The organism is Sphingobacterium sp. UBA6320, from assembly GCF_002440335.1.
In the GTDB taxonomy this organism is placed as follows: Bacteria; Bacteroidota; Bacteroidia; order Sphingobacteriales; family Sphingobacteriaceae; genus Sphingobacterium.
The window spans coordinates 111,495-134,581 of record NZ_DJTA01000006.1 but is presented as its reverse complement, the minus strand read 5'-3'; the positions used below and the strand labels follow the sequence as shown (position 1 = coordinate 134,581).

The 23,087-nt window shown below is 37.3% G+C and carries 16 protein-coding genes and 2 tRNA genes; 10 read left to right on the top strand and 8 right to left on the bottom strand.

Annotated elements, in window-relative coordinates:
- Window positions 1-99 precede the first annotated feature (99 nt).
- Both B3P23_RS02565 and B3P23_RS02560 read right to left on the bottom strand, forming a co-directional pair.
- Complete coding sequence (locus B3P23_RS02565) at window positions 100-4,122, bottom strand: hybrid sensor histidine kinase/response regulator transcription factor (protein WP_293924285.1); 4,023 nt, start codon at window positions 4,120-4,122, stop codon at window positions 100-102.
- A 39-nt stretch (window positions 4,123-4,161) separates the two neighbouring features.
- Window positions 4,162-4,485, bottom strand: coding sequence for a hypothetical protein (locus B3P23_RS02560; RefSeq protein WP_248755885.1), 324 nt, complete (start codon window positions 4,483-4,485; stop codon window positions 4,162-4,164).
- A 170-nt stretch (window positions 4,486-4,655) separates the two neighbouring features.
- On the opposite strand from B3P23_RS02560, the gene B3P23_RS02555 reads away from it, so the two are divergent.
- Window positions 4,656-5,024: a nuclear transport factor 2 family protein gene (locus B3P23_RS02555; protein ID WP_045754563.1), complete on the top strand. Its 369-nt coding sequence runs from the start codon at window positions 4,656-4,658 to the stop codon at window positions 5,022-5,024.
- An 83-nt stretch (window positions 5,025-5,107) separates the two neighbouring features.
- On the opposite strand, the gene B3P23_RS02550 is transcribed toward B3P23_RS02555, so the two are convergent.
- Window positions 5,108-7,351 (bottom strand): GH92 family glycosyl hydrolase, encoded by a 2,244-nt coding sequence (locus tag B3P23_RS02550; RefSeq protein ID WP_293924280.1) that lies wholly within the window; start codon window positions 7,349-7,351, stop codon window positions 5,108-5,110.
- Between the two features lie 478 nt (window positions 7,352-7,829).
- Between B3P23_RS02550 and B3P23_RS02545 the strand changes: the two genes are divergently transcribed.
- The 3 genes from B3P23_RS02545 to B3P23_RS02535 all read left to right on the top strand — a co-directional run bounded on the left by B3P23_RS02545 (window position 7,830) and on the right by B3P23_RS02535 (window position 8,970).
- Entirely contained in the window at window positions 7,830-7,961 is a 132-nt protein-coding gene (locus tag B3P23_RS02545; protein WP_293924278.1) for a hypothetical protein, read from the top strand.
- Window positions 7,962-7,972: 11 nt separating this feature from the next.
- A complete protein-coding gene (locus B3P23_RS02540; protein ID WP_293924276.1) occupies window positions 7,973-8,608 on the top strand; it encodes a helix-turn-helix domain-containing protein in 636 nt (211 codons plus the stop codon).
- Window positions 8,609-8,888: 280 nt separating this feature from the next.
- A tRNA-Leu gene (locus B3P23_RS02535) sits at window positions 8,889-8,970 on the top strand.
- A 289-nt stretch (window positions 8,971-9,259) separates the two neighbouring features.
- Here the strand turns inward: B3P23_RS02535 and B3P23_RS02530 are convergent.
- The gene (locus B3P23_RS02530; RefSeq protein WP_293924275.1) at window positions 9,260-10,042 is read right to left on the bottom strand and encodes a hypothetical protein; all 783 of its coding nucleotides are present in this window, start codon (window positions 10,040-10,042) and stop codon (window positions 9,260-9,262) included.
- A 350-nt stretch (window positions 10,043-10,392) separates the two neighbouring features.
- On the opposite strand from B3P23_RS02530, the gene B3P23_RS02525 reads away from it, so the two are divergent.
- Window positions 10,393-11,133, top strand: coding sequence for a CPBP family intramembrane glutamic endopeptidase (locus B3P23_RS02525; protein WP_260948629.1), 741 nt, complete (start codon window positions 10,393-10,395; stop codon window positions 11,131-11,133).
- Window positions 11,134-11,204: 71 nt separating this feature from the next.
- On the opposite strand, the gene B3P23_RS02520 is transcribed toward B3P23_RS02525, so the two are convergent.
- Complete coding sequence (locus tag B3P23_RS02520; RefSeq protein WP_293924271.1) at window positions 11,205-12,359, bottom strand: esterase; 1,155 nt, start codon at window positions 12,357-12,359, stop codon at window positions 11,205-11,207.
- Between the two features lie 428 nt (window positions 12,360-12,787).
- On the opposite strand from B3P23_RS02520, the gene B3P23_RS02515 reads away from it, so the two are divergent.
- The gene (locus B3P23_RS02515; protein WP_094772315.1) at window positions 12,788-13,969 is read left to right on the top strand and encodes a glycosyltransferase; all 1,182 of its coding nucleotides are present in this window, start codon (window positions 12,788-12,790) and stop codon (window positions 13,967-13,969) included.
- 470 nt (window positions 13,970-14,439) lie between these two features.
- A tRNA-Ala gene (locus B3P23_RS02510) sits at window positions 14,440-14,512 on the top strand.
- A 73-nt stretch (window positions 14,513-14,585) separates the two neighbouring features.
- Here B3P23_RS02510 and B3P23_RS02505 read toward each other — a convergent pair.
- Window positions 14,586-15,380: an HAEPLYID family protein gene (locus tag B3P23_RS02505; RefSeq protein ID WP_248755872.1), complete on the bottom strand. Its 795-nt coding sequence runs from the start codon at window positions 15,378-15,380 to the stop codon at window positions 14,586-14,588.
- A gap of 164 nt (window positions 15,381-15,544) precedes the next feature.
- On the opposite strand from B3P23_RS02505, the gene B3P23_RS02500 reads away from it, so the two are divergent.
- Complete coding sequence (locus B3P23_RS02500) at window positions 15,545-18,025, top strand: phosphocholine-specific phospholipase C (protein ID WP_293924268.1); 2,481 nt, start codon at window positions 15,545-15,547, stop codon at window positions 18,023-18,025.
- A gap of 125 nt (window positions 18,026-18,150) precedes the next feature.
- On the opposite strand, the gene B3P23_RS02495 is transcribed toward B3P23_RS02500, so the two are convergent.
- Together B3P23_RS02495 and B3P23_RS02490 are read right to left on the bottom strand one after the other, a co-directional pair.
- Complete coding sequence (locus tag B3P23_RS02495; protein WP_045756557.1) at window positions 18,151-18,516, bottom strand: response regulator; 366 nt, start codon at window positions 18,514-18,516, stop codon at window positions 18,151-18,153.
- Window positions 18,517-18,636: 120 nt separating this feature from the next.
- Window positions 18,637-20,118, bottom strand: coding sequence for a hybrid sensor histidine kinase/response regulator (locus B3P23_RS02490; RefSeq protein WP_293924264.1), 1,482 nt, complete (start codon window positions 20,116-20,118; stop codon window positions 18,637-18,639).
- Window positions 20,119-20,375: 257 nt separating this feature from the next.
- Between B3P23_RS02490 and B3P23_RS02485 the strand changes: the two genes are divergently transcribed.
- Window positions 20,376-21,590 (top strand): DUF763 domain-containing protein, encoded by a 1,215-nt coding sequence (locus B3P23_RS02485; protein WP_293924262.1) that lies wholly within the window; start codon window positions 20,376-20,378, stop codon window positions 21,588-21,590.
- A gap of 271 nt (window positions 21,591-21,861) precedes the next feature.
- Window positions 21,862-23,076 (top strand): trans-sulfuration enzyme family protein, encoded by a 1,215-nt coding sequence (locus tag B3P23_RS02480; RefSeq protein WP_293924260.1) that lies wholly within the window; start codon window positions 21,862-21,864, stop codon window positions 23,074-23,076.
- Window positions 23,077-23,087 lie beyond the last annotated feature (11 nt).

The window sequence follows — 23,087 nt, the reverse complement described above, 5'->3', positions numbered from 1 at the left end:
CCATTTTGAGCAGTCTGACCATATATAAATCCGTCAATTAACATATGTTTTTCGGTCAAAATATACGTTTTTAGAACATCTGAGACAGATTTTCTAATTTTAAGCTTTTTTGCTATTGATCGTTGATTTTTGGTATTCGGAAGGGAGCTTTCCAAATTCTTCTTTGAAGCATTGCCGGAAATAAATGGCACTATTGATGCCTACCATAAAAGAGACCTCAGTGACATTGTAATGTCCCGAAAGGAGCAATTCGGCGGCTTTATGAATTCGTATCTTACGCACAAGCTGATTGATATTTTTACCTGTTATCCCTTTGAGTTTTCGATACAAGGTGGATTGACTCATGTTCATTCTCTCTGCTAATGTAGTGGCATCAAGCACCTCATCTTGCATATGCTGCTCCACGATCTTTGCAAAGTCTTGCACAAAAATATTTTCCCGCCAAAGATCTTCTTTAGGCATCGCTTGTTCTGAAGGCTGGCTTTCGAACGTATCGGCTTTTATCTTTTGTAAAATAGTTGCATACATATTCTTCTGCTTACGTAATAAATTGTCTATACGTTTAAACAGTAATGTTCGTCCGATCGGTTTGGTCAGGTAGGAATCTATTCCTAAGTCATAGCCGCGCTGTCGATCTAAATCGGTGTCTTTAGCGGTCAACAGAATTAAGGGGATATGACTCGTGACCCGATCTTCTTTTAATTTTTCAGCCAATTGAAAGCCATCCATATCGGGCATCATAATATCGCTTATGAGCAAATCTGGAACTTGCTCTTTTGCGATTTTAAATCCGCTCAAGCCGTTTTCTGCTCGTAAGACTTCATAATGTGTCTGTAGGATATCACCTAGATAATCCCGTAGATCAGGGTCATCTTCGACCAATAGAAGTAGCGGACGTACGCTTTCTATTTCAACATTTTCCTGATCCCAGTTGGCAGTTGGCTCTTCTTCTTTTTCGACAATAACATGGTTTGCTAAAAATCGTACTGTAAAGGTCGTGCCTACGCCTTCGGTGCTGTCTACATTAATTTTGCCCTGATGAATCGCAATCAATTCTTTGACCATGGCCAGACCGATACCAGTACCTTGCACTCCAGGTCTTGATACCTGATAAAACTTATCAAAGATTGAATCGATATTTTTTGCTGAAATTCCACATCCTGTATCGGAGACTGTCAATACTGCCCAGTTGACTAATTGATTTTTTTCATAATAAAGACTGACTTCAATATTTCCCTTTTCACTATACTTATAGGCATTTGACAATAAGTTCTCTACAATAAGCTGAACAATCTCGGCGTCAAATAAAGTTCGGATATCGGGATCTGGCAATCTGGAGATCACTTGGAGATCTTTTTTACTGTTCAACAGTTTATACTTCTCGACGAGTTCATGGAGCATCTCTGCCAAATACCCTTCTCCGAGTACTAACGGTTTATATTGAGATTCTATTTTTCTAAATTCTAAAAGCTGATTAACTAAAGTAAAAAGCCTGTTGGCACTTTTCTGAACAGCAAGTACTAATCCTTTATTTTTTGCTGAAAGCTGCTTTTCATCGGCTAAATCATCAAGCGGTCCTAAAATTAATGTTAAAGGGGTGCGCAGTTCATGGGTGATATGGGTATAAAAGTTGATCCGCTCGGTATATAGTTTTTGATCCTGTTCGTGTTGCCTCTCCTTGAGCTTAAGCTCGGACTCTGCTTTCAGCTTTTTATTGTAAAAGAAAATCAAGACATACAGTATACTTGCGAGAATGCCGAAATACAAGATCTTAGCCGGTAAACTCAAATAAATTGGCGGTGCAATCTTAACCAACAAACGCTGATAATCATTGGACCACTGGCCATTTCTCATGCGAGTACGAATGATCAGCTCATGCTCGCCATAAGGAATATTACGAAAATCCAAATTAGTCTCATTTCCTAAAAAAATCCAATCATTGTTCAGGCCTTGCAACTGATAACTAAATTCAACCAATCCATGCAAAGCAAAATCCATCACGGCCAGTTCTACTCGGAAACTATTTTCTTCGTGGCTTAAATTGATCTCTTGCTGCTGAGAGGGATATTTATCTACTGTAGTATTGGATTCACCTGACCTAAAGACAATAAATCGACTTATGCGGACTGGCGATGTCGGAAGGCTCAATGGAATATCTTTGGGATCAAAATAAGAAATGCCTTCTTGCATCCCGAAATATAAATGTCCATTGTGATCTTGACCGACACTTCCATTGATAAAACCTCCGAGAGGCAAACCAAACGCCTGATCATACTGTAGAAACTGTTTTTCTAATGGTAAATAACGCATCAAACCCGACTTAGTCGAACACCATATATTTCCATGTTGGTCTTCTGCTATTGCATTGATAAATAACCAAGCATCTGCTCCTGGTGGAGTGAGTATATCCAGTTTTCCGATTTCCTTTTGTGCATGCTGAAAAACAATCCCGCTATTTGTTGCGACCCAAATATTATGATGCTTGTCACGCAATAAATCGTTAACCGTATTGCTTCGGAGCCCAGTATGGTTTGTTATATTTTGAAGTAATTTTCGATTGGAATCAAAGATATACAGTCCCTGTCCGTATGTGCCTACCCACATGTTTCCACGGTCGTCTTCTACCAGGGCGCGAGGTGCATAATCTCCCATCATGGGTTTATTGATGAGTAATTTCTCTACGGTACTACGATGGGGGTTGTAAATAAAGATGCCTTGCAGGGCTGCAATCCAGATGTGTCCGTGATGATCTTCTAAAATCGCACGAACATCGGTTGCTTGTTCCCCCAAGTCAATGTCATGCCAAGTATTTGTATTTGGCCGTTGGACAGCCACACCGCCCCTGCGTATACCTATCCAAATATTTTGATTATGATCTTTGAATGAGGTCAATATATAATCATCTGGATCGCCATTTTTCTGTCCAATATGGCTTAATAGTTTTCCCTTTTTGTCCATCTGAACTAGTCCTGTCCCTTCTGTAGAAAGAAACATCGTTTGTTCATTCCTTTCTACAATACTGCTGACTGTTGCGATAGGAGTGGATGTTGATGGATCTGGAAAAACATAGAAGAATGGAGCTAGATGGCTCACAAAACCTAACCCGCCACCATACAAGCCTAGCCAGATATTGCCAAAGCGATCGGAAGAAATATGCTGTATCATGACATTATTTCCTTTGCCTACATCAAATAGCTGAAGGTGCTTCATACCCGCTACTTGCTTGTCAACTCGGTATGTGGGCTGCACAATAAAAAGCTGAGAAGATTCGCTTCCGATCCAAATCTCATCTCCAATTTCTTTAATCGTATAAATGAATGGCTCTCTTCCATTTTTCGCTAATTTGGCTAGCGGAATATGCTGTATGTGACCTGTTAAAGGATGATAAATGGACAGTCCTTTTCTTGTTCCAATCCATATATTATCATATCGATCACAATACAGTATTTTGACTTCATTGTCAGCCAATTGATTCGCTGTGTTTTGACTTGTCAGATGCTTAAGTACACCAGTTGTGGGGTCTAAGATAGAGAGCCCTTTATTGACATGACCGATATAAAGTGTATTTTTTTTATCTTCTACGAGTGACCAGATGCTATTTTCAGGAAGCTTAGGGAAATTTTTTCTATTATAGCGTCTAAATTCTTTTTTAATGGGATCAAAATGCTGTAGACCTTGATGATAGGTCGCTATCCATAAATTACCATTTTTACTTTTGATAATGTCTGTTATATCATTTGTAGCAATAGATTTTGGATCGGCCGGATCATGCAAATAATAGGAAAATTTGTTGGTATGGAGGTCCAATACGTTTAAACCATTGGATCGTGTCCCGATATATATTTTTTGATCGTCGTATAAGAGCGTATTGATCTCGTTACTGTTGATTGAACGGCCATCTTGGTTATCTGAAGTATAATACGATTTGAAAGCCTTACCGGCAAACCGATTTAAGCCCAATTCTGTTGCTACCCATAAATAGCCATCCTCATCGTGGACGACATCTAAAACTTGTTGATTGGTCAGTCCATCTTGAAGGGAGAAAAAACGAACATGATTGGGCTGCCCAAGAGCTAGGCTAAATTGCCACAATGAAAAAATGACAATCAACAAATTCTTCATAACCTCCCCTCCTCTTGCAATAAGTTTATAAAATTTCGACTATCCAAACAGTAAAGCTCCACCGTGGGGATGTAATGTCAATTCAATTGTTTTCTCTTTTTTTAGTGCCACTGGCTGCTTACATTCCAATAGTTTGGTATCATTAATATCTTCTAACGTCTCCGCTCCTCCTATTGTACATCGATAAAACAGACCCTTATTTGCACTACTTGAGTTGACCACTAGTTTCCGATCTGAACTCGATAAAGAGAGATCTTGTCCAAAAGTAATGGAATAAGATGTGAAAAATAGAACGCCAACAAGACTGCATCTGATGATTGTGCAAATTAAATAATTAAAATTACAAGTGTATAAACGCAACATAGGATTATTCAAGTAATGGTTATTTGAATGTTAAAGGTAATACTTTATTTATAAATGTAGAAGAAACATTTATAAATAAAGTGGTGTTTACTGAAAGCTTTAATATAAATTGATTAAATTAGTAGATCAAATACTAATCATATAAGTGCGCCCCAGAAAAATTATAACCCATGACAAAAGCAGATATTTTAAGTCAGGAAAACAAGCTATATGGCGCGATCAAAGATCGTGATATAAATGTGCTTGAGGAACTATTGCACGATGATTTACTTTTTGTCATTCCAAGTGGAGCCGTTATCACAAAGGAAATGGATCTACAAAGCTATCGTGATGGTAATCTAATGATCAGGAACCTTATTCCTCATGTTGAACATCTAAATATCATCGATGATACGGCCGTGATTACCTTGACCCTAGAATTGACAGGCAATTACGGTGGAGATGATTTTGAAAGCAAGTTTCGTTACATCCGGGTTTGGAAAGCATTCTCCTCTGGAATAAAAGTAATTGGTGGAAGCGGAATGATTGTTAATGTGTAAACTGGTTATACCATATAAAAGCGCTGCAAAAAGTTAATTGCTTTTTGCAACGCTCTACATTAAAACGGTGCTGCTGCACCCGATTATTTCTTATACCACACCGGACCTGGTTTGTTTCCCATTTCGAATACCAACGTCACTCCCGACATTATTTGCTGATGCGTAATATAACTGGTTTCAAGTGGTTTGCCATCTATTGAAACCGATTGGATATAAATGTTCTGTTTACTGACGTGATTGGCTTTGACTGTAAATTTCTTACCGTTAGCAAGTGTAATTTCACTATGCTCAAAAAGCGGCGTACCAATCTCATATCTGCCACTGACAGGATCTACTGGATAAAAACCTAATGCACTGAATACATACCAAGCAGACATCTGCCCACAATCTTCATTGCCACTGAGACCAGAAGGATTATTCATATATAGCTTTTCCATTACCTCGGCTGCGTACTGCTGTGTTTTCCAAGGCTGCCCGGCAGCGTTGAATAGATATAAAGCATGATGGCTCGGCTCATTGCCATGTGCATACTGTCCAATCATGCCTGTACTAAAAATAGGCAGCTTGGTCGTATCTGAAGGGTGGAAAGTAAACATGCTATCAAGCTTTTGCGCAAAGCGTTCTTGGCCACCTACCAAATTGATCAAGCCTGGAATATCATGCTGTACCGACCAAAAATATTGCCATGCGTTACTTTCACAAATATGTTCGCTATAATCTTCGGGATCAAATGGTCTTATGAACTGACCATGACTATGGCGGGGCTGCATAAACGACGTTGCCGGATTATAGACATTTTTATAATTTTTTGATCTGGTCAAAAATGTTGCTGCAATATCCTCTTTTCCCATCTTACTTGCCATTACTGCAATACAATGATCATCGAAAGCATATTCCAATGTGCGGGATAAGGACCAGTTTTCTGCATTATATTGATCTGCAACATCATAGGGAACATAGCCCAGTTTTTTATACAGACCTACTCCCCTATAAGCATCGGTATTTGCCGAAGCGACACCAGCTTCAAGTGCTTTATTGACGTCAAAGTCGCCGATACCTTTTAAATAGGCATCTACGATAACGGGTATGGCATGGTGTCCGATCATCATATCGGTTTCGCTTCCATAGATATTCCATACCGGTAAACGACCATGTTGCTCGTAAAAGGCAAGAAAGGACTTAATCATGTCATTGACACGATGAGGATCGGTTATCGTAAATAATGGATGTGATGCCCTATAAGTATCCCACAATGAAAATGTGCTGTAGTTGGTCCAATTTTCAGCTTTATGCGTTTTTTGATCAGCACCAAAGTAAGATCCATCCACATCTCCAAATATGGTAGGTGCTAACATACTATGGTATAGTGCGGTATAAAATTTCACACGAGAATCTTGATCTGTCGTCTGTATAGCAATCTTCCCAAGTTCATCATTCCAATTTTTTTCGGCCTGCGCAAGATAATACTCAAAATCATCCTTTGGCACCTCTGCTTTTAAGTTGTTAGACGCTCCTTCCATACTCACTCCGGAAAGCGCTGTACTCAATGTGATCTGGTCTCCTTCAGCTGTTTTAAAATCAAATCGAGCTTTAAAAGCTGTACCGATCCGTTTAGTCACTTTTGTGATGGTATCTGTCACGGATAATATCCCAGTACTATCAAGGTGTACGGCAGAAAATGGTCTTGAAAAGCGTGTTTCGAAATAGACACGTTGTCCTCTCGCCCAGCCTTCAGAAAATCGATAACCGCGGATCGTGACTGAATCGACTACTTCAATATGGGAATCGACTGTTGCGTCCCAGTTCATGGCTTTCCTGAGATCTAAAAATACAGCAGCCTCTGCTTCTGGGAAAGTATAGCGTTGAATACCGCAACGAGGGGTTGCTGTCAATTCAACGTTGATATCGTAATCTGTAAGTTTTACTTGATAATAACCAGCATGCGCCTGTTCAGCCTTATGGGTGAATTTGGAATGAATACCTAATGGAGCCTCTGCCTCCTTATAAGGAAGGGTAACGGGCATAAAGGAGATATCATAGAGATCTCCTGCTCCTGTACCACTCAGGTGTGTATGACTAAAACCGGCGATGGTGCTATCCGGATAGAAATAACCCGAGATACGGTCCCAGCCTGGTAAACCATTGTCAGGACTTAACTGCACCATACCAAAAGGAACCTGCGCTCCGGGATAGGTATTTCCTGTAAAATCTGTGCCAATAAATGGATTAACAAATTTTGCATAAGAATCATTTTGGATATCTTTTTTGGAAGCACAGCCTAAAAACACGAGTAGACTTGCACAGACCATATACTTCATATATTTCATCGTATATATCGCTTTTTAAATTTTATTTACAAATACTTCCCTCACTAAACGGTAGATCATCAGGAATATTGACGGGTCTATTTTCTAACTAATTTTCAGATCATTAACTTTAAGATTTTATAGGTCTGCCTAAAAGTGAATAAACCTAAGAACTGTATTGATCAAGAAAAACAAGATGCCAAATATAAGATAAATGGGGCGATCCGAAAAAATTACCATAAAATACATCACTAAAACCACACCCTCCTGTTAAGAATGCAAACTATCCTATAATTTAAACTAAGAAATAATAGATATTTATTCTTTTCTCTCCATAAATAGTGTATTCGCGCAGCTCAGCATCACGATTGGTATAAAAAAAGGATATGATCATCTTCTTTTTTGATTCTCCATGAATAGTACTATTTAAGGTCTCGATTGTACCTTGATAAAAATTGCTATGCCCGATAGCTTTGCATAGAAATTTAAAAAGATCAATATGATGGATACTAAAAGCACAAATGATGAACAATTTAAACCTTATGGAACCATTGCATTTATGGTCGTCCTATTCATTTTGACGGCCCTTGCATGGTTTAGTGTTTATTATATTCAGATAGACCGCACTTAATTATTTTAATAATGGATAAATACGAATTACGAGCAATTATTCTAAGTGGAATACTCTTATCGGTTTTCTTTTTTGCTGTATTGTACAATTCATATAGTCGATTTCCCTTCTTTAATATTTTCGCTAGTGGTCAAATGCTAAAACTGCAGAAAAATAGCCGCCCTAAAGCCGTTACTATTTTTGAAGAAATTTTAAAAGAATGGGATAATCATTTAGATTTTACGTCTGTAGCTATTACAGCAAATATGCTTAAACTATTTGTCTTATCCAGTAGAGAGGTAAATTCTGAATCACCAATTTTGACTAAAACAAGTTATAACTCTGTCTTAATGAAACAATTTCTGAATCTGATCGAGGAGAACTTTAAAGATGTTAGACTTCCTAAAGATTATGCAGCCCTGCTTTACATCACTTCGAATCATTTGAATTTTATCTGCAAAGACCAGATTAATATGTCAGCTGGAGAAATCATACGTAATAGAGTATTGCTCGAGGCAAAAAGGATGTTAGTAAATTTTGAACTTTCTGTAGCAACAATAGGAATGAAACTCAATTTTTTTGACACATCATATTTTATCAAATTTATCAAAAAATACACGTTATTTACTCCTGAAGCTTTTAGGAAACAGTACTATAATAAATCTTAATGGCAATCTGCGAAGACTCTATATAAGCATGACTAATATTGATTTCTATGGATCAGCTTCTAAGTATAAAGGAAAACAAAATTTTAAAACAGGCGGTATTGTTTTTTTTATAAAATCGGACTACAACCAGATAGATCTTCGTATAGAAGGCAACTAGAGCACGCAAAAAATATCTTATTCATAAACAGCATGATCTGCATTTAATCTATAGAATGCAAAGAAAACACTTGCAAAATATAAATTTCGATTTTATCTTTACGTCATCATAAAAAATCCTAATGCGGAAGTGGCGTAATTGGTAGCCGCACCAGACTTAGGATCTGGCGCCGCAAGGCGTGGGGGTTCGAGTCCCTTCTTCCGCACTGGACAACCTCCCGAATGTTAACGTTCGGGAGGTTTTTTTTACACCTATCTTAATATCATGTTTTTTAAAATAATATGCGAATAAAAAGCCATGTGAGAGCACGATAAAAAAGTTGATGATATTAGTAAAATGAGATCTCACCCTTATTAAAATTGAGAGTGGTCTTTTGCTGATTCAAAAATGGGGTTTTTATATGAAGCGCTAAGAATCTTGAATAAAAAATACAATACACCATGTTGGATAAAAATTCATTGATACTTAAGATCTTCAATCTTAGACCCGCTTTTTTAGATCCCAAGTTGATTGCCAAATCCACGAAAGTTTTTGATTCCATGCAGCAATCCACTTACAGCTATAACAACTGCCGTTGTAATTGCTGTGGTATAAATAGTATAACTGCCTGCTGAATTTGCTACAGCAACAGCTATAAGGGCCCAAGAGCCGACCAATGCATATTCTCTCATGTTACGTTTCCAGGTCATATAAATATAAAGCAAGCCTGCGATAATAATCATGATGACTGTCCAGGTGACCTGAGATAACTGCCATCCATCCCAATGAATTTTGGTTAGATAAGCGGCAACATTGGCAATCAATGCTACTGATATCCATCCAGAATATAACGAAAATGGCCACCATACCAAAGCAACAATACGAAAGGGAGGGTCAGTCAGTTGCGCTTTGATATTGACAATAATCCTAAGTAAGGTGATTAATAATAGGATCATGATCAGTACTGAAAAACCAATATAATCATTTAACCAAGCTACTATCCAAAAGCTATTGAGCACACATGACGTGATAAACCATAACCCTACTCTATGGATGATATGACTTTCTTTTGGTTTTTTTAAGATGACAAATGAATAGATGACAAAACCGATCAAGAACAGATAGATCAACCCCCAAATAGAAAAGGCATAACCTGCAGGTGTAAATAAATTGTGGTAGGTATCGGATACTATTTTCATTGTATTACCGTTTATTGCTCCGGTATTAGCGCGATAATTTACAAATAGCGTCGCAATAAGACAGACGGCATTCAGTATAGCCAAAGTTATTTTGTTCATCTCTTTATCACTTTAGTAAAATCAGTTTATAGTAACAATTTTAGCACGGTAGTAGTTTTAGTAAATTTGCTCTCCTATGTAGATAGATCACTATATGAGTAATTAGATATCAAAATAGAAGCCAATCTTTTTATAGAGGATATTTTATCCAAACAAAGTGTATAAAGGACTGTGAAATACGAGACTAATATATAATTTTGTGAACGCAGATCAAGGTAATTTTTTTTTAAAATCTTACTATGCACTAATGCAAAGAGTTTTTATATTAGCAGTTCTTTGGAAACTATGCGTTCAAAAAATCCTAAAATTTTGTTCGTAGTAAAACCTATTAAAGCATACTCTTATATATAATGAAATTAATTAATGAAATTAAAAAAGTAAACTGGTTCCTTATTTTATCTTTTTATGGACTCATACTGATTTTAACTTATTTTTCCAGAAAACTTCCAAATGTATTGCAATCGGTTATCCATGCATTCACCAATTTAGAGGTCAATTGGAATTATAATCACGGCATTGCGATCCTTCTAGTTTCCTTTTTATTTTACAAGTTCAGTCCAGTAAAGTCCACGTATTCGCTATTTGGAGATAACAAGCTAAAAAGCGCACTCTTCCCGCTACTATTATTTATCGGATATTCAGTTTATGGATTTAGCAACAACAATGGTATAAATGAACATGTATGGGCATTTATATTTTGTCTATTTACTATCGTTTATGATATCATGGAGGAATATACTTGGAGGGGGTATTTAATTGAAGGTCTAGGGAAAATTAATCTCATTGTTAAAAGCGTTATTTCTGGAATATTTTGGGGATTTTGGCATCTTCTTATATTCAATGATTTCGATCAATATGGTGGATTTGGAGTTTTCCTTCTTTTTAGTATTATTTTTTCATTTATTTTAACTGTTTCTGTTTCAAAAACCAAAGCTATCCTTGTTCCTGCTACCATACATGCCTTATTGATTAGAACAAACATCGTAACCTTGATCTGTTTTATTATTTTTGTAATCATGCTATTAACCTGGGACAAAAAGCTATTCAAGAAAAGAGGTAAATCACGTTTTACTAACAATGGGAATAGCTAAAATAACCCTCACATCTATTCAAGATACAGAAATACCTGCTGTTGCTGCATCTTGAATAGGTGATACAGGTGCTATTTAAATAATTGCGGAACAAAATCTGTCAGATAGGTTCGCCAATTGCTCCAGGTGTGACCGCCGTCAGATTCTACATAGGTATATTTAAAACCACTTCTATCCAATTTATTTCGGAAATCCGTTACACTTTTATACAAAAAATCAGTCTTTCCTATGGCGATCCAATACAACTGATATCCCTGTTTTCTTTGAATATCCAATTTAGTATCTAGATTCATGTAAATCGGGCTCTGTTTATTTTGTGGGGGCAGAATTGCTGGTGAAAATAATCCGACATAGCCAAACATCTTTGGTTGGTTTGCTGAAATATATAGGGAATGAAAGCCACCCATGGAAAGTCCTGCAATCGCCCGGTCTTTAGCATCTGATTTTACTCGGTAATTTTGCTCCGTAAAATTTATGATTTCATTAAAATAAGTTTCCATATCACCCGTAAAAATATCAGGAGTCATCATATCGATTTTATAAAAACCTTTTGCCGACTCACCTGGGGCTGCAGCATTGCTGGTGTGTCCATTTGGCATCACAACGATCATTGGCTTTGCCTTACCAGCGGCAATCAGATTATCTAAGATCTGAGAAGCTCTACCTAGTGTCATCCATGCTTCTTCATCCCCACCCATACCATGTAAAAGATAGAGAACAGGGTATTTCCCCTTATTAGATTCATAACCTGGGGGTGTATACACCGTGAGTCTTCGATCTTCTTGAAGTCCTTTGGAGGCATACCATCGTTTAGTAACACTTCCATGCGGAACGCGTTGTACTTCGTAGGATAATGACTGTGGCCCCGCCACTAAAAACATACTCATCACAGAGGAAACATCACGAACTTGATAGGGATTGTTTGGATCATTGGCCTTAACACCATCAACTAAATAAGAATAGGTGTAAATATCTGGTTTGAAATCGGCTTGTGACAATGACCAGACTCCGTCGGCACCTTTTTGCAGTTCAACAGGACTTGATTCCATCCAATTCCCCTGTAGCTTTACAGTTTTGGCTTGCGGAGCTAAAAGTCGGAAGGTCACTCTTTTTTCATTGACCTCTGGCGAGATGATATTCTTTTTAGCATTAAAATCTAGGTTTTCCTGTGCATAAGCAAATGAATGGAACAGGATAAGAAAATAAAGGATATGTTTCAATTTCATAACAAATGATATCTATAAGGTGATCGGTTTAACAATAAAAATGCGACAAACTCATTGTAAGCAAAATTTGTCAACTATAAATATAACGATACTTATGCTATAAACTAGCATTCAGCACCATGAAACTGCATGGTAGATCAACGGGTAAAAAAATACCTATTCGCTCCGTTTTTTTACGGATAATACGGGTTATGCTACGGGTTATGCATCAAAAACTACGTTTATGCATGTCTAAGGGAATGTTGGGTACAGCTTTTGTTTTAACAAACGAAAAGATAATTACATTTTAAAAATAGCATACACATGGAAAATATAGATCAAAAAGCAGAAAAAATAGGATTAGATAGAGGATACTATTTGTTATTGATGGCTATTTTGGATATTCCTGTTGATAACGAAGAACATAACATCGAAACGGTATAATTCGTATGAAAAAAATTGTAATCATAAGTACCTGCCCGCCTCAACAATGTGGATTAGCAACTTTTACAAAGGACCTGAAGAAAGGGATGGAATTGGATCCTAATGTGACCATCGATGTGATTGCCGTATCTAAAATTGGTCAAGACCAATTTGATCATTCGGTACGGTTTGTTATTGATAAGGATCGATTGGACAGTTATATTCAAGCTTCTTATATTATCAATGAAGAATATGACTATTGCATTTTGCAACATGAATATGGTATTTTTGGGGGTGTTGATGGTATTTTCATCAACAACTTGGTCAACAAGTTAAATATTCCTTTGTTGACTATTTTCCACACCATATTAGCATCTCCGTCTTTACAAAAAAAGGAAATCATGGAGACGCTTATTACAAAATCTCATGCTGTGGTGAGTCTATCGCCAAAAGGATGTGAAATCTTGAAGGAGCTATTTCCAAATTGTGACCAGTATAAATTCAAGATGATACCGCACGGGGTGCCGCAATTTGATTACAACCAACAGGCAGCAAAAGAAAAGTTAGGTATGCACGCCAATTTTGTGATGATGACTTTTGGTCTGATAGGAAGAGGAAAAGGCTTAGAATATGCGATCAAATCTTTGTCTGGACTGGATTTGCCCGATTTTAAATATTTGATCGTTGGAAAAACACATCCCAACGTACTGGCACGTGAAGGTGAATCTTATCGTTATGAGTTACAGGACTTGGTTAAACAATTGCAATTGCAGGAAAAAGTTATTTTCGTGGATGAATTCTTGTCTGATGAGCAACTGAAAGATTATTTAACGGCATGTGATATCTACCTATCTCCTTATCAACATGAAGAACAGATCAGTAGTGGAACACTTTCGTTTGCAATAGGCGCTGGAGCGGCTGTTATTGCTACTCCATATTGGCACGCTCAAGATCTACTGAGAGATGACCGTGGTATCCTCACTCCTTTTAACGACATCGATGCTATGCGTGAAAACATCAGCCAATTGTATCACTCACAACGACTACTGGCTTGGCACCGATTTAAGGCACGCAATTTTGGAGAACAAACTACTTGGGCCTTAATATCCAAAATATACTTAGAACTTTTGTACAACTTCACCAGTCCAGTGAGATCGCTCGAATATTACGAAAATTACATTTCTTTTGATATCAGAAGAGAAGCATAAATAACAAAAGCCTTGGCATGATCATGCCAAGGCTTTTTAATGACGTGATAGATTACTTGATTCTTTAACCTACTTGTAGGAATTGATTGATTTCGTAATTTTCCACTGACCGTCTTCATTGACTAAAGTAACTACATCCATTTTTATGAAATCTTCAAAATGCATAAATACTTTAGCGACCATATAATCTCCAGAATCCTCTAAGACAACCGTGTTGATTTAACAATTCAGCTGCATTTCTTTTTGCTTCTTCAAAAATGATAAGTCATATATTGTTCACTAACTTATTTTTTCCGCTCAGTTTTAAGTACGATCCCTGTAGATATTGATGATGCGGTTGCTCAGGTTGGAGTCAATAAAACGAACACGATCATAAAAGAAATCACATTTTTAAAAGGAAATAAAAATCATTCTTAAGTCTTCACTATTTCATAGAAAAATACTATCTTGCCGCTGTCTTAGGATCAAAAGGGGTATTAGCTCATTTGGTAGAGCGCTTCGCTGGCAGTGAAGAGGTGATCGGTTCGATTCCGATATGCTCCACAAATACAAGAGTCCCATACATTTAAATGTATGGGACTCTTGTATTAATTATCCTTACCAAAGGATAATAGTCCTAAAACTTAGGTTCCCAGATCAGACGGGTCATAAAATCCATTTGAAATTCTTGGGATTTTATTGGAACACCGCATACAAGTCCTACTGCGATGCTTGGTGATAAGGCAAGCTTGACTTGGGGTCTCATAATGTATTCCAATTGACCGCGTTCTATGCGCATATCATTTTCAATACCGATATAATGACTTGAATTAGGAACCATATAATGTATGTTGGCATTTAGAACAAAATTGGTTTGCATTGCTCTATTTTTAAATCGATATTCAAACTCTGGTCCTGTATAAATCAATGTACTGATGTGGTTAAAGTTTTTAGCTGCTATAAAAAATGGTGACGATATGAATCCTCCGAAAAGAGGTGTATTTCTGATAGCTGGATTAGATTTGCCAAATTCCATTTCATGCACATAACCAATAGCCAAGGAAGTCTGACGTTTCTCATCAACTAAAAACGTATATTGAGTTCCAAATTTTAATCCCTCTACCCGATTGGTTCTATGTCCTAGATCATCTTTTGCAAAAAGTACAGGGATTTCGATTTCTACTCCCAAACGGTTGGCAACTGCCCATTCATATTCAACAAAAGCATGGTGCTCGATTTTATTTTTGAAACGTCCTGTCCCATAACCAACATTCACTTCGGCCTCACCTTTTCGAGCTCCAAGATCACGCATCAGATCGAGATAAAGAGGTTCTGCATGTTTTACTTTAGGTAGTTTTGGTCGCGTATTGACTTGAGCAAATGAAAAAGTATAAGCGAATATTGAAAGTAAAATTGTATATAAAATTTTCATGATTTTATTGTTTGAAACAAACCTATAGCCATATTTAGGAAAAACTTAGGAATTTTAAATCCCGATTCTGAAAATGTACTTATGAAACCTAATCGTTACACTACTACATCCAAATTCTTTATACTTTTAAATTTTAAATCTAAAAACGAATAATACAGTAATACATGGATAATAGAAGAGATTTCTTAAAGAAAGCCTCACTTTTAACTGGAGCGATGGGTTTGGAATGGGGACTGCCTGCCGCCATACAGCAAGCCATGGCAATTGAACCTCTTTCTGGATCTAGTTTTCTCGATGCGGAGCATATTGTTATGCTGATGCAAGAAAACCGCTCTTTTGACCATAGCTTTGGTACGCTATCTGGTGTACGCGGATATGGAGATCCTAGAGCTATACAATTGCCTAATGGAAATCCGGTATGGTTACAATCTGGAAAAGACGGTAAAACATTTTCTCCTTTTCGCCTCGATATCAAAAGATCTAAAGCTGCCTGGACAAGCTATCTACCTCATTCTTGGGAAAATCAATCAGTTACACGTAACCAAGGAAAACATGATAATTGGATAGATGCCAAACGGTCTGGCCACAAACATTACGAAGATATCCCATTGACAATGGGTTACTACACCCGTGAAGACAATCCTTTTTACTATGCATTTGCCGATGCTTTTACCATTTGTGATCAAAACTTCTGTTCATCGATAACGGGTACAACGACCAATCGTCACTTTTTTTGGACAGGTACCTGCGTACCAGCTAAAGGAGAGAAACCTCTGGTTCGCAACTCGGATATCTATTTCAATCGATGGGCTAACTGGAAGACCTTTCCAGAAAAATTGGAGGCAGCAGATATTTCCTGGAAGGTATATCAAAATGAGGTGAGCATACAATCTGGTCTGCAGGATGAAGGATTATTGGGTAACTATACGGACAATAATCTGGAATGGTTTTCACAATATCATATTGAATTTAAAGAGAGTCATCTCGCTTTTTTAAGAAAGCGTATCGCAGAGCTACCTGATGAAATCAGGAAAATAGAAAAACTCTTGGAAGACGGTAAAGCGGAAAGTGCACAAAAGGAAAAAAATAAATTAAAACAAAAGCGGGAACAGTTGACAAGTTTTGAAAAAAAACTTCAAACTTTTACTCCAGAGGCCTTTAACAAACTACCGCCCTTGGAGCAAGCTCTTTTTAAGCGTGCCTTCCAGACGAATGAACAAGACCCATCGTATCGTGAAGCCATCAATACCGAAGAGCATGAAGCAGAAATTCGAGTTCCGAAAGGCGATATACTGCATCAATTTAGACAGGATGTAAGGTCTGGAAAACTTCCAACAGTTTCTTGGTTAGTAGCACCTGAATATTTTTCTGATCATCCTAGCGCACCGATGTATGGGGCCTGGTATACCTCTGAGATTTTGAATATTTTAACAGAAAATCCTGATCTGTGGCGCAAAACAATTTTCATCTTAAATTACGATGAAAATGATGGTTATTTTGATCATATTCCACCCTTCGTAGCCCCCAACCCAGCCGATCCAACATCAGGTAAGGTTTCTCCAGGAATGGATATCTCTGGTGAGTATGTCAGTCTACAGCAGGAGCTAGATGCTGGAGAGAATCAAGAAAATGCAACTGAGGGTCCTGTCGGACTCGGATACCGCGTTCCGCTGATCGTTGCTTCGCCATGGTCAAAAGGTGGATGGGTCAATTCTGAGGTTTTCGACATCACTTCTACTATACAGTTTTTGGAATATTTCCTGAATAAAAAATATGGAAAACATATTTATGAAAATAACATCAGTTCATGGCGCAGAGCAATTACTGGCGATCTAACTTCAGTATTTCGTACTCCAGAATCTAATCCTGATCGCAAATTGCCTTTTTTAGACCGCAACGCACAGATTTGGGCTATTGACCAATCTAAAAAATTGCCCTTACCTCATAATTATCATCAATGGTCTTTAGGCGATATCGCAAATCTAAAGAAACAACGAAACATATCTCCATGGTTGGCCAAACAAGAAAAGGGACAACGTCCTTCAAGTGCGTTGGCTTATGAACTATATATCGATGAAGAGATCAGTAAGAAAGAGGATAAGATCTCTATACATATGAAGGTTGGAAATACTTTTTTTGGTGAGGCATCTTTGAATAGTCCATTTAATATCTATACCGGCGATTCTTATCACGATGGTGTTCAATTTTGGCCATTTGCGGTATTTGCAGGTCAGTCACTGGATTTCAGCTGGAATTTATCAGATTTTAAAGATAATATTTATGCATTTACTGCTTATGGACCAAATGGATTTATGCGAGGATTTAAGGGACAAGATGAAGCACTACGTATTAGCGCATCTTATGAACTAGGATCAACTAAAAAACCTACTGGCAATCTAGTATTACACCTCAAGAATGAAGGGCAAGAAACCTTGGACATAAGTATAAAAGACAATGCATATCGTCTTTGGAATAAGGAAATTACCTTGAAAGCAGGTCAATCAGCGACTTCAATAATCGACACTCAACAAGAGTACGGTTGGTACGATATCAGTGTTACGCTACTAAATAGTCCATTTGAGCGTCATTTTGCGGGACGGGTGGAAACTGGAAAACATTCAAAAACGGATCCACAGCTGAGTTAACGCACGATATGATGGGCTAGTTTGAAACTTATCAGCCGATCGTCTCCAGCATATAATTGATGTTTAGAGACGATCGTATTTATTTTTCAACATCCGGTTAACAGATACTTGATGTGTTTAAAATGCTATTTTAAATATTTAGATACTATTTTTTCAAGATCGACCAAATCAAAAGGTTTCGCCAGGAAATCATCTGCTCCAGCATCCTTAGCAAGTTCGGCGATGTCACTATTTGCGGTTATATAAATAACTGGTATCTGATTAAAATTAGGATCTCTTTTTAGTAGTTTTGTCGCTTCTTTTCCACCAATATTGGGAATCCAATTGTCCATCAAAATTAAATCTGGTTTTATTGCAGCAACTTTTTCAATTATATCATGAGATGTTTGTGATGTTTCAACTCCATAGCCTGCGTCTTCGAGAATAATAGTGACGATCTCTAAAATGGATATATCATCTTCGAAGATTAAAATTTTTTTATTGGTTTCCATGGCTCTTTATTTAAAATTGTATAGTTAACATGATCTTATTCTTTATAATTAATCGCATCTTGTGCGCAGTATTTTTCTATTACCGAAGCCATTATAAAAGCCATTCTCTTAAGTTTATAATCATAAATGTGCTGTATTCAATGGTAAAGTAAAATAAAAAGTCGATCCCTCACCAAATTTACTCGCCATACCATACTGCCCTTGATGCTGTCTAATAATTTCCGCGCAAATATATAGTCCTAAACCTAATCCTTGAAATCGGACAGAGGTTTCCTCGACCCTATAAAATTTATCAAATATCGGCGGTTGATTTTTTGCAGGAACACCTATTCCAAAATCTTGCACACTTACTTTCACTTCGTGGCCGTTCATTTCAGTATGGATAATAATACGATCAGAATCAGGACCATATTTGATTGCATTGGTCACAAAATTGACCAGTACCTGTTCGATACGCAACTCATCTCCCAAGATTAAGCGATCTAATCGAGCACCCTCGCGTTCGATATGCAACATCTTATTATCATGGGTCTGCCGCATAGTTTCAATGACAGTATCTATTAAAACATCTAAATCAAACAAATGATGGTTAATCTTTAATTTGCCATTGTCAATTTTTGAAATATCCAGTAGATCAGCAACCAATGTACTTAATTTGTCCAATTGGCCTTGGACACGATCCATATATTTCTGTACCTTAACATTTTGCTCACCACGCAAAGCACGAGCCAGTAATTGGACATACCCACGCATACTGGTCAATGGCGTTTTTAATTCGTGCGAAGCAATACTTATAAATTCATCCTTCTTTTGTTCAATCTGTTTTTGATCATCGATATCCGTAAAGGTTCCGACCCAATGAGCAATCACATGATTTTCTTCAATGGGGACAATGCGCAGTAAATGATAGCGATAAAGTTGGGAATTTAATGGTTTTATCCGAACTTCCATTTCCACAGCCTTACCTTTTTGAATATGGGAGTTTACAACGTCCTTTATAGCGGGATCATCCGGATGGCATTCCGGAAATTGATTTTCGGATGCTGAAAATAGAAACCAATTGTAATTTACAAAATCAATTTTACCTTGTGGATCTACCGAAAAAGCAATTTGAGGAAGAGATTCTAATATAGAGCGCAAATGATTTGCTTTTTCTAACAAGGAGGATTGTGCCCGCTTACGTCGTTCAATTTCACTAAGTAAATCGTGCTGTACCGCATTTAAAGCCAAAGTCTTCTCATGTAACTGATAGAAATTTTTGACTTTCATTAATAAAATCTCCATATCTACAGGTTTTGTAACATAGTCAATCCCTCCAGAGGCATAACCTTGTTCAATAAATCGCTTATCGCGATTAGCTGCAGATAAAAATATGATAGAAATATCTTTAGTTTTACTATAGTTTGCTAAATACCTCGCGACTTCAAAGCCATCCATATCTGGCATTTGAACGTCCAAAATAATAAGTGCATATTGGTTTTTAAATGCTTTTTTCAAAGCTTCTTCTCCGGACAATGCCGTATCCACACTAAAACCTCTAGACTCTAACAGTTGTTGAAGGGAATAGATATTCTCAGGTTTATCATCAACGATTAAAATCATATTTTCAACTTAGTTTTGCTAATTACAATTATTTTATACTGGATAGTAAACAATATACAATTGTTATTAAAATAATTTTTGTAGATGTCATTTATTTAAATATTTAAAATCAAAAATCAATCCAAAAAGACAAACTAACTCATAAAGAGTCAAAATGAAAAAAAATAGATTTAATTTTAGAAACATAAATCTCTGATATTAAAATCAACTGTTGATTTTATTACCTAATTTTACACTAAAATATTTAGCGAAACAATATGAAACGTTCGGGAACTGCCGATCTACCCTTACATTATGGGAAAGTACCTGCCTGGCTCTATGAACGTATGTCTGCCTTAGGACTTTCTATCGTAGAGGCCATTTTAGCAGACTACGGTAAAGATGAGGTATTGCGCCGCTTATCGGATCCTTTTTGGTTTCAAAGTTTAGGTGCTGTATTGGGTATGGACTGGCATTCGTCTGGGATCACAACCTCTGTCATGGGTGCTTTAAAACGTGCTATTAATCCACAATCGGCCTCTTTAGGACTCTATATTTGTGGAGGCAAAGGAAAGTTTTCGAGAGAAACACCCGCAGAATTATTACGGATAGCGGACCATACGGGACTTTCGGGGGATGCGCTGGTACGTGCAAGTAAATTGACTGCAAAAGTCGATAATACAGCTATACAAGATGGATATCAACTTTATCTCCATAATTTCATTGTTTCAGACAAAGGTAATTGGACTGTTGTGCAACAGGGTATGCATGAAAATGATGGTACAGCAAGACGTTATCACTGGCATTCTCAGCATCTAAAATCTTTTATAGATGAACCACATACGGGTATTAATGGCGTCTCTCGCGGAAAGATATTAAACTTAACAGCAGCAGCGGCAGCATCTAATAGGCAAGGAATCTTAGCTATTGCGCAAAATGATCCTGCTCGGATCATGCAGGAATTTGCCCATCTAGTAATGCCTAACAGACATGATATCCGTGCATCGGATGTGGATCTAAAAAGGCTAGGAGCACTCTTATATGTGACAAGGGAATTGCAGACCGATAATTTTGAAGAATTATTACTGCTGAAAGGGGTCGGTCCTCGTACTATGCAATCTCTTGCGTTAGTAAGTGAGGTCATTCACGGTGGTCCGTCTAGATTTAAAGACCCTGCACGATTTGGTTTTGCTCATGGAGGTAAAGACGGTCATCCATTTCCTGTACCTTTAACGATTTATGATGAGAGTATTACTGTACTTAGAAAAGGAATAGAAAAATCAAAATTGGGACATCTGGATAAATTAAAAACAATCAATAAACTACATCAGATCGTACTACAGGCAGAGGCAAATTTTACTCCACAGTTTGACATACAGGAAGTCTTGGAGCAAGAACGCAGAGACTCATGGAAATATAATGGTCAAACCGTAATGGGAAAAGCGCAAAAACCCAATAAAAATCGTCCCGGCATTCAATTATCGATGTTTTAATAGCATGTGGCGTCAATTAACATAATTATAGGGTGCATGCACCTGATAGCATTGGCTATAAAATGATCAATAGTTTGTTTTACTTGTTTTTAATCTTAGTACAATATAAGCTGTTATAAAATAGTATTTAACACAATATCGAAAATAGATGATTCTTATATTCAATCTGTTTTTTAATCTTTTTATTCCTAAATTTAGGATTGACAACTTACACCTACATACCGAACAAAGATGTACAACAACGATCAACATTTAATTTTAAGCTATTCCTATGACCAGAAATGATATTGACTTTGGAACACTGGCCATTCATCAGGAGCATACGGATGGTCATCATGCCCATTTAGCACCTATATATGCTAGTTCTACCTTCACTTTTGATAGCGTGGAACAGGGAATGCGTAGATTTTCTGGTGAAGATGCAGGATATATTTACTCTCGATTTGGCAATCCAACCACTGATGCGACAGCACAAGCTATAGCCGACCTAGAAACCTGGAAGATCCTAAATCCTGATGGAACTCCTTTGCGTGCTCGTGCTCTATTGACATCGAGTGGACAGTCGGCGATGTCCACGCTATTTATATCCTGCCTTAATGCTGGCGATGGGATACTTGCTACTCCATCTTTATATGGTGGAACCCACGAGTTTATTACGAAGATGCTTCCTAAATTTGGTATCAAAGCCTATTTTTCGAATATGACTGATGCGGAAGAATTGGAAACTATTTTAAAAGAAAAACCGGAAATTAAGCTGATTCACTTTGAATCTCCTGCAAATCCAACAATGCAGTGTATTGATATCGAACGTGTGGTGGAGCTTGCAAAAAAATACAATAAATTGATTTCTGTTGATAATACCTTTTCTACTCCTTATCTCCAGCAACCTTTTAAATACGGAGTGGATTATGTGTTTCATTCTACGACAAAATTTTTAAATGGACATGGTAATGCTATTGGAGGAGTATTGATCGGTCGAGATCTAAGCGCTATGGATACGTATGTGCATCAAACACATAAATTACTGGGAGTCAACAGTAACCCTTTTGATGCTTTTCTTGTTTTACAGGGTATTAAAACTTTACCCTTACGAATGGAACAACATTGTCGCAATGCCATGGATGTGGCCACATTTCTAGATCACCATCCGGAGATCTCGCAAGTGCATTATAATGGACTTACAACTCATCCCGATTATACTATTAGCAAAAAGCAAATGCGACATGCCGGATCTGTGATGAGCATAGAGCTGAAAGGCGGATATGAAAAAGCAATTGATTTTGTCAATAAACTTCAGATATGTACGCGAGCAGTTTCAATCGGCACTGTCGATACATTAGTCTCCCACCCTGCTTCCATGTCCCATGCTGGAATACCTAGAGAGATCCGATTAAAAACAGGTATTACCGATGGTCTTATTCGTATTAGCGTTGGGCTAGAATCAATTGATGATTTAATCTCCGATTTAAAGCAAGCGCTCGGATAGCTATCATCAGG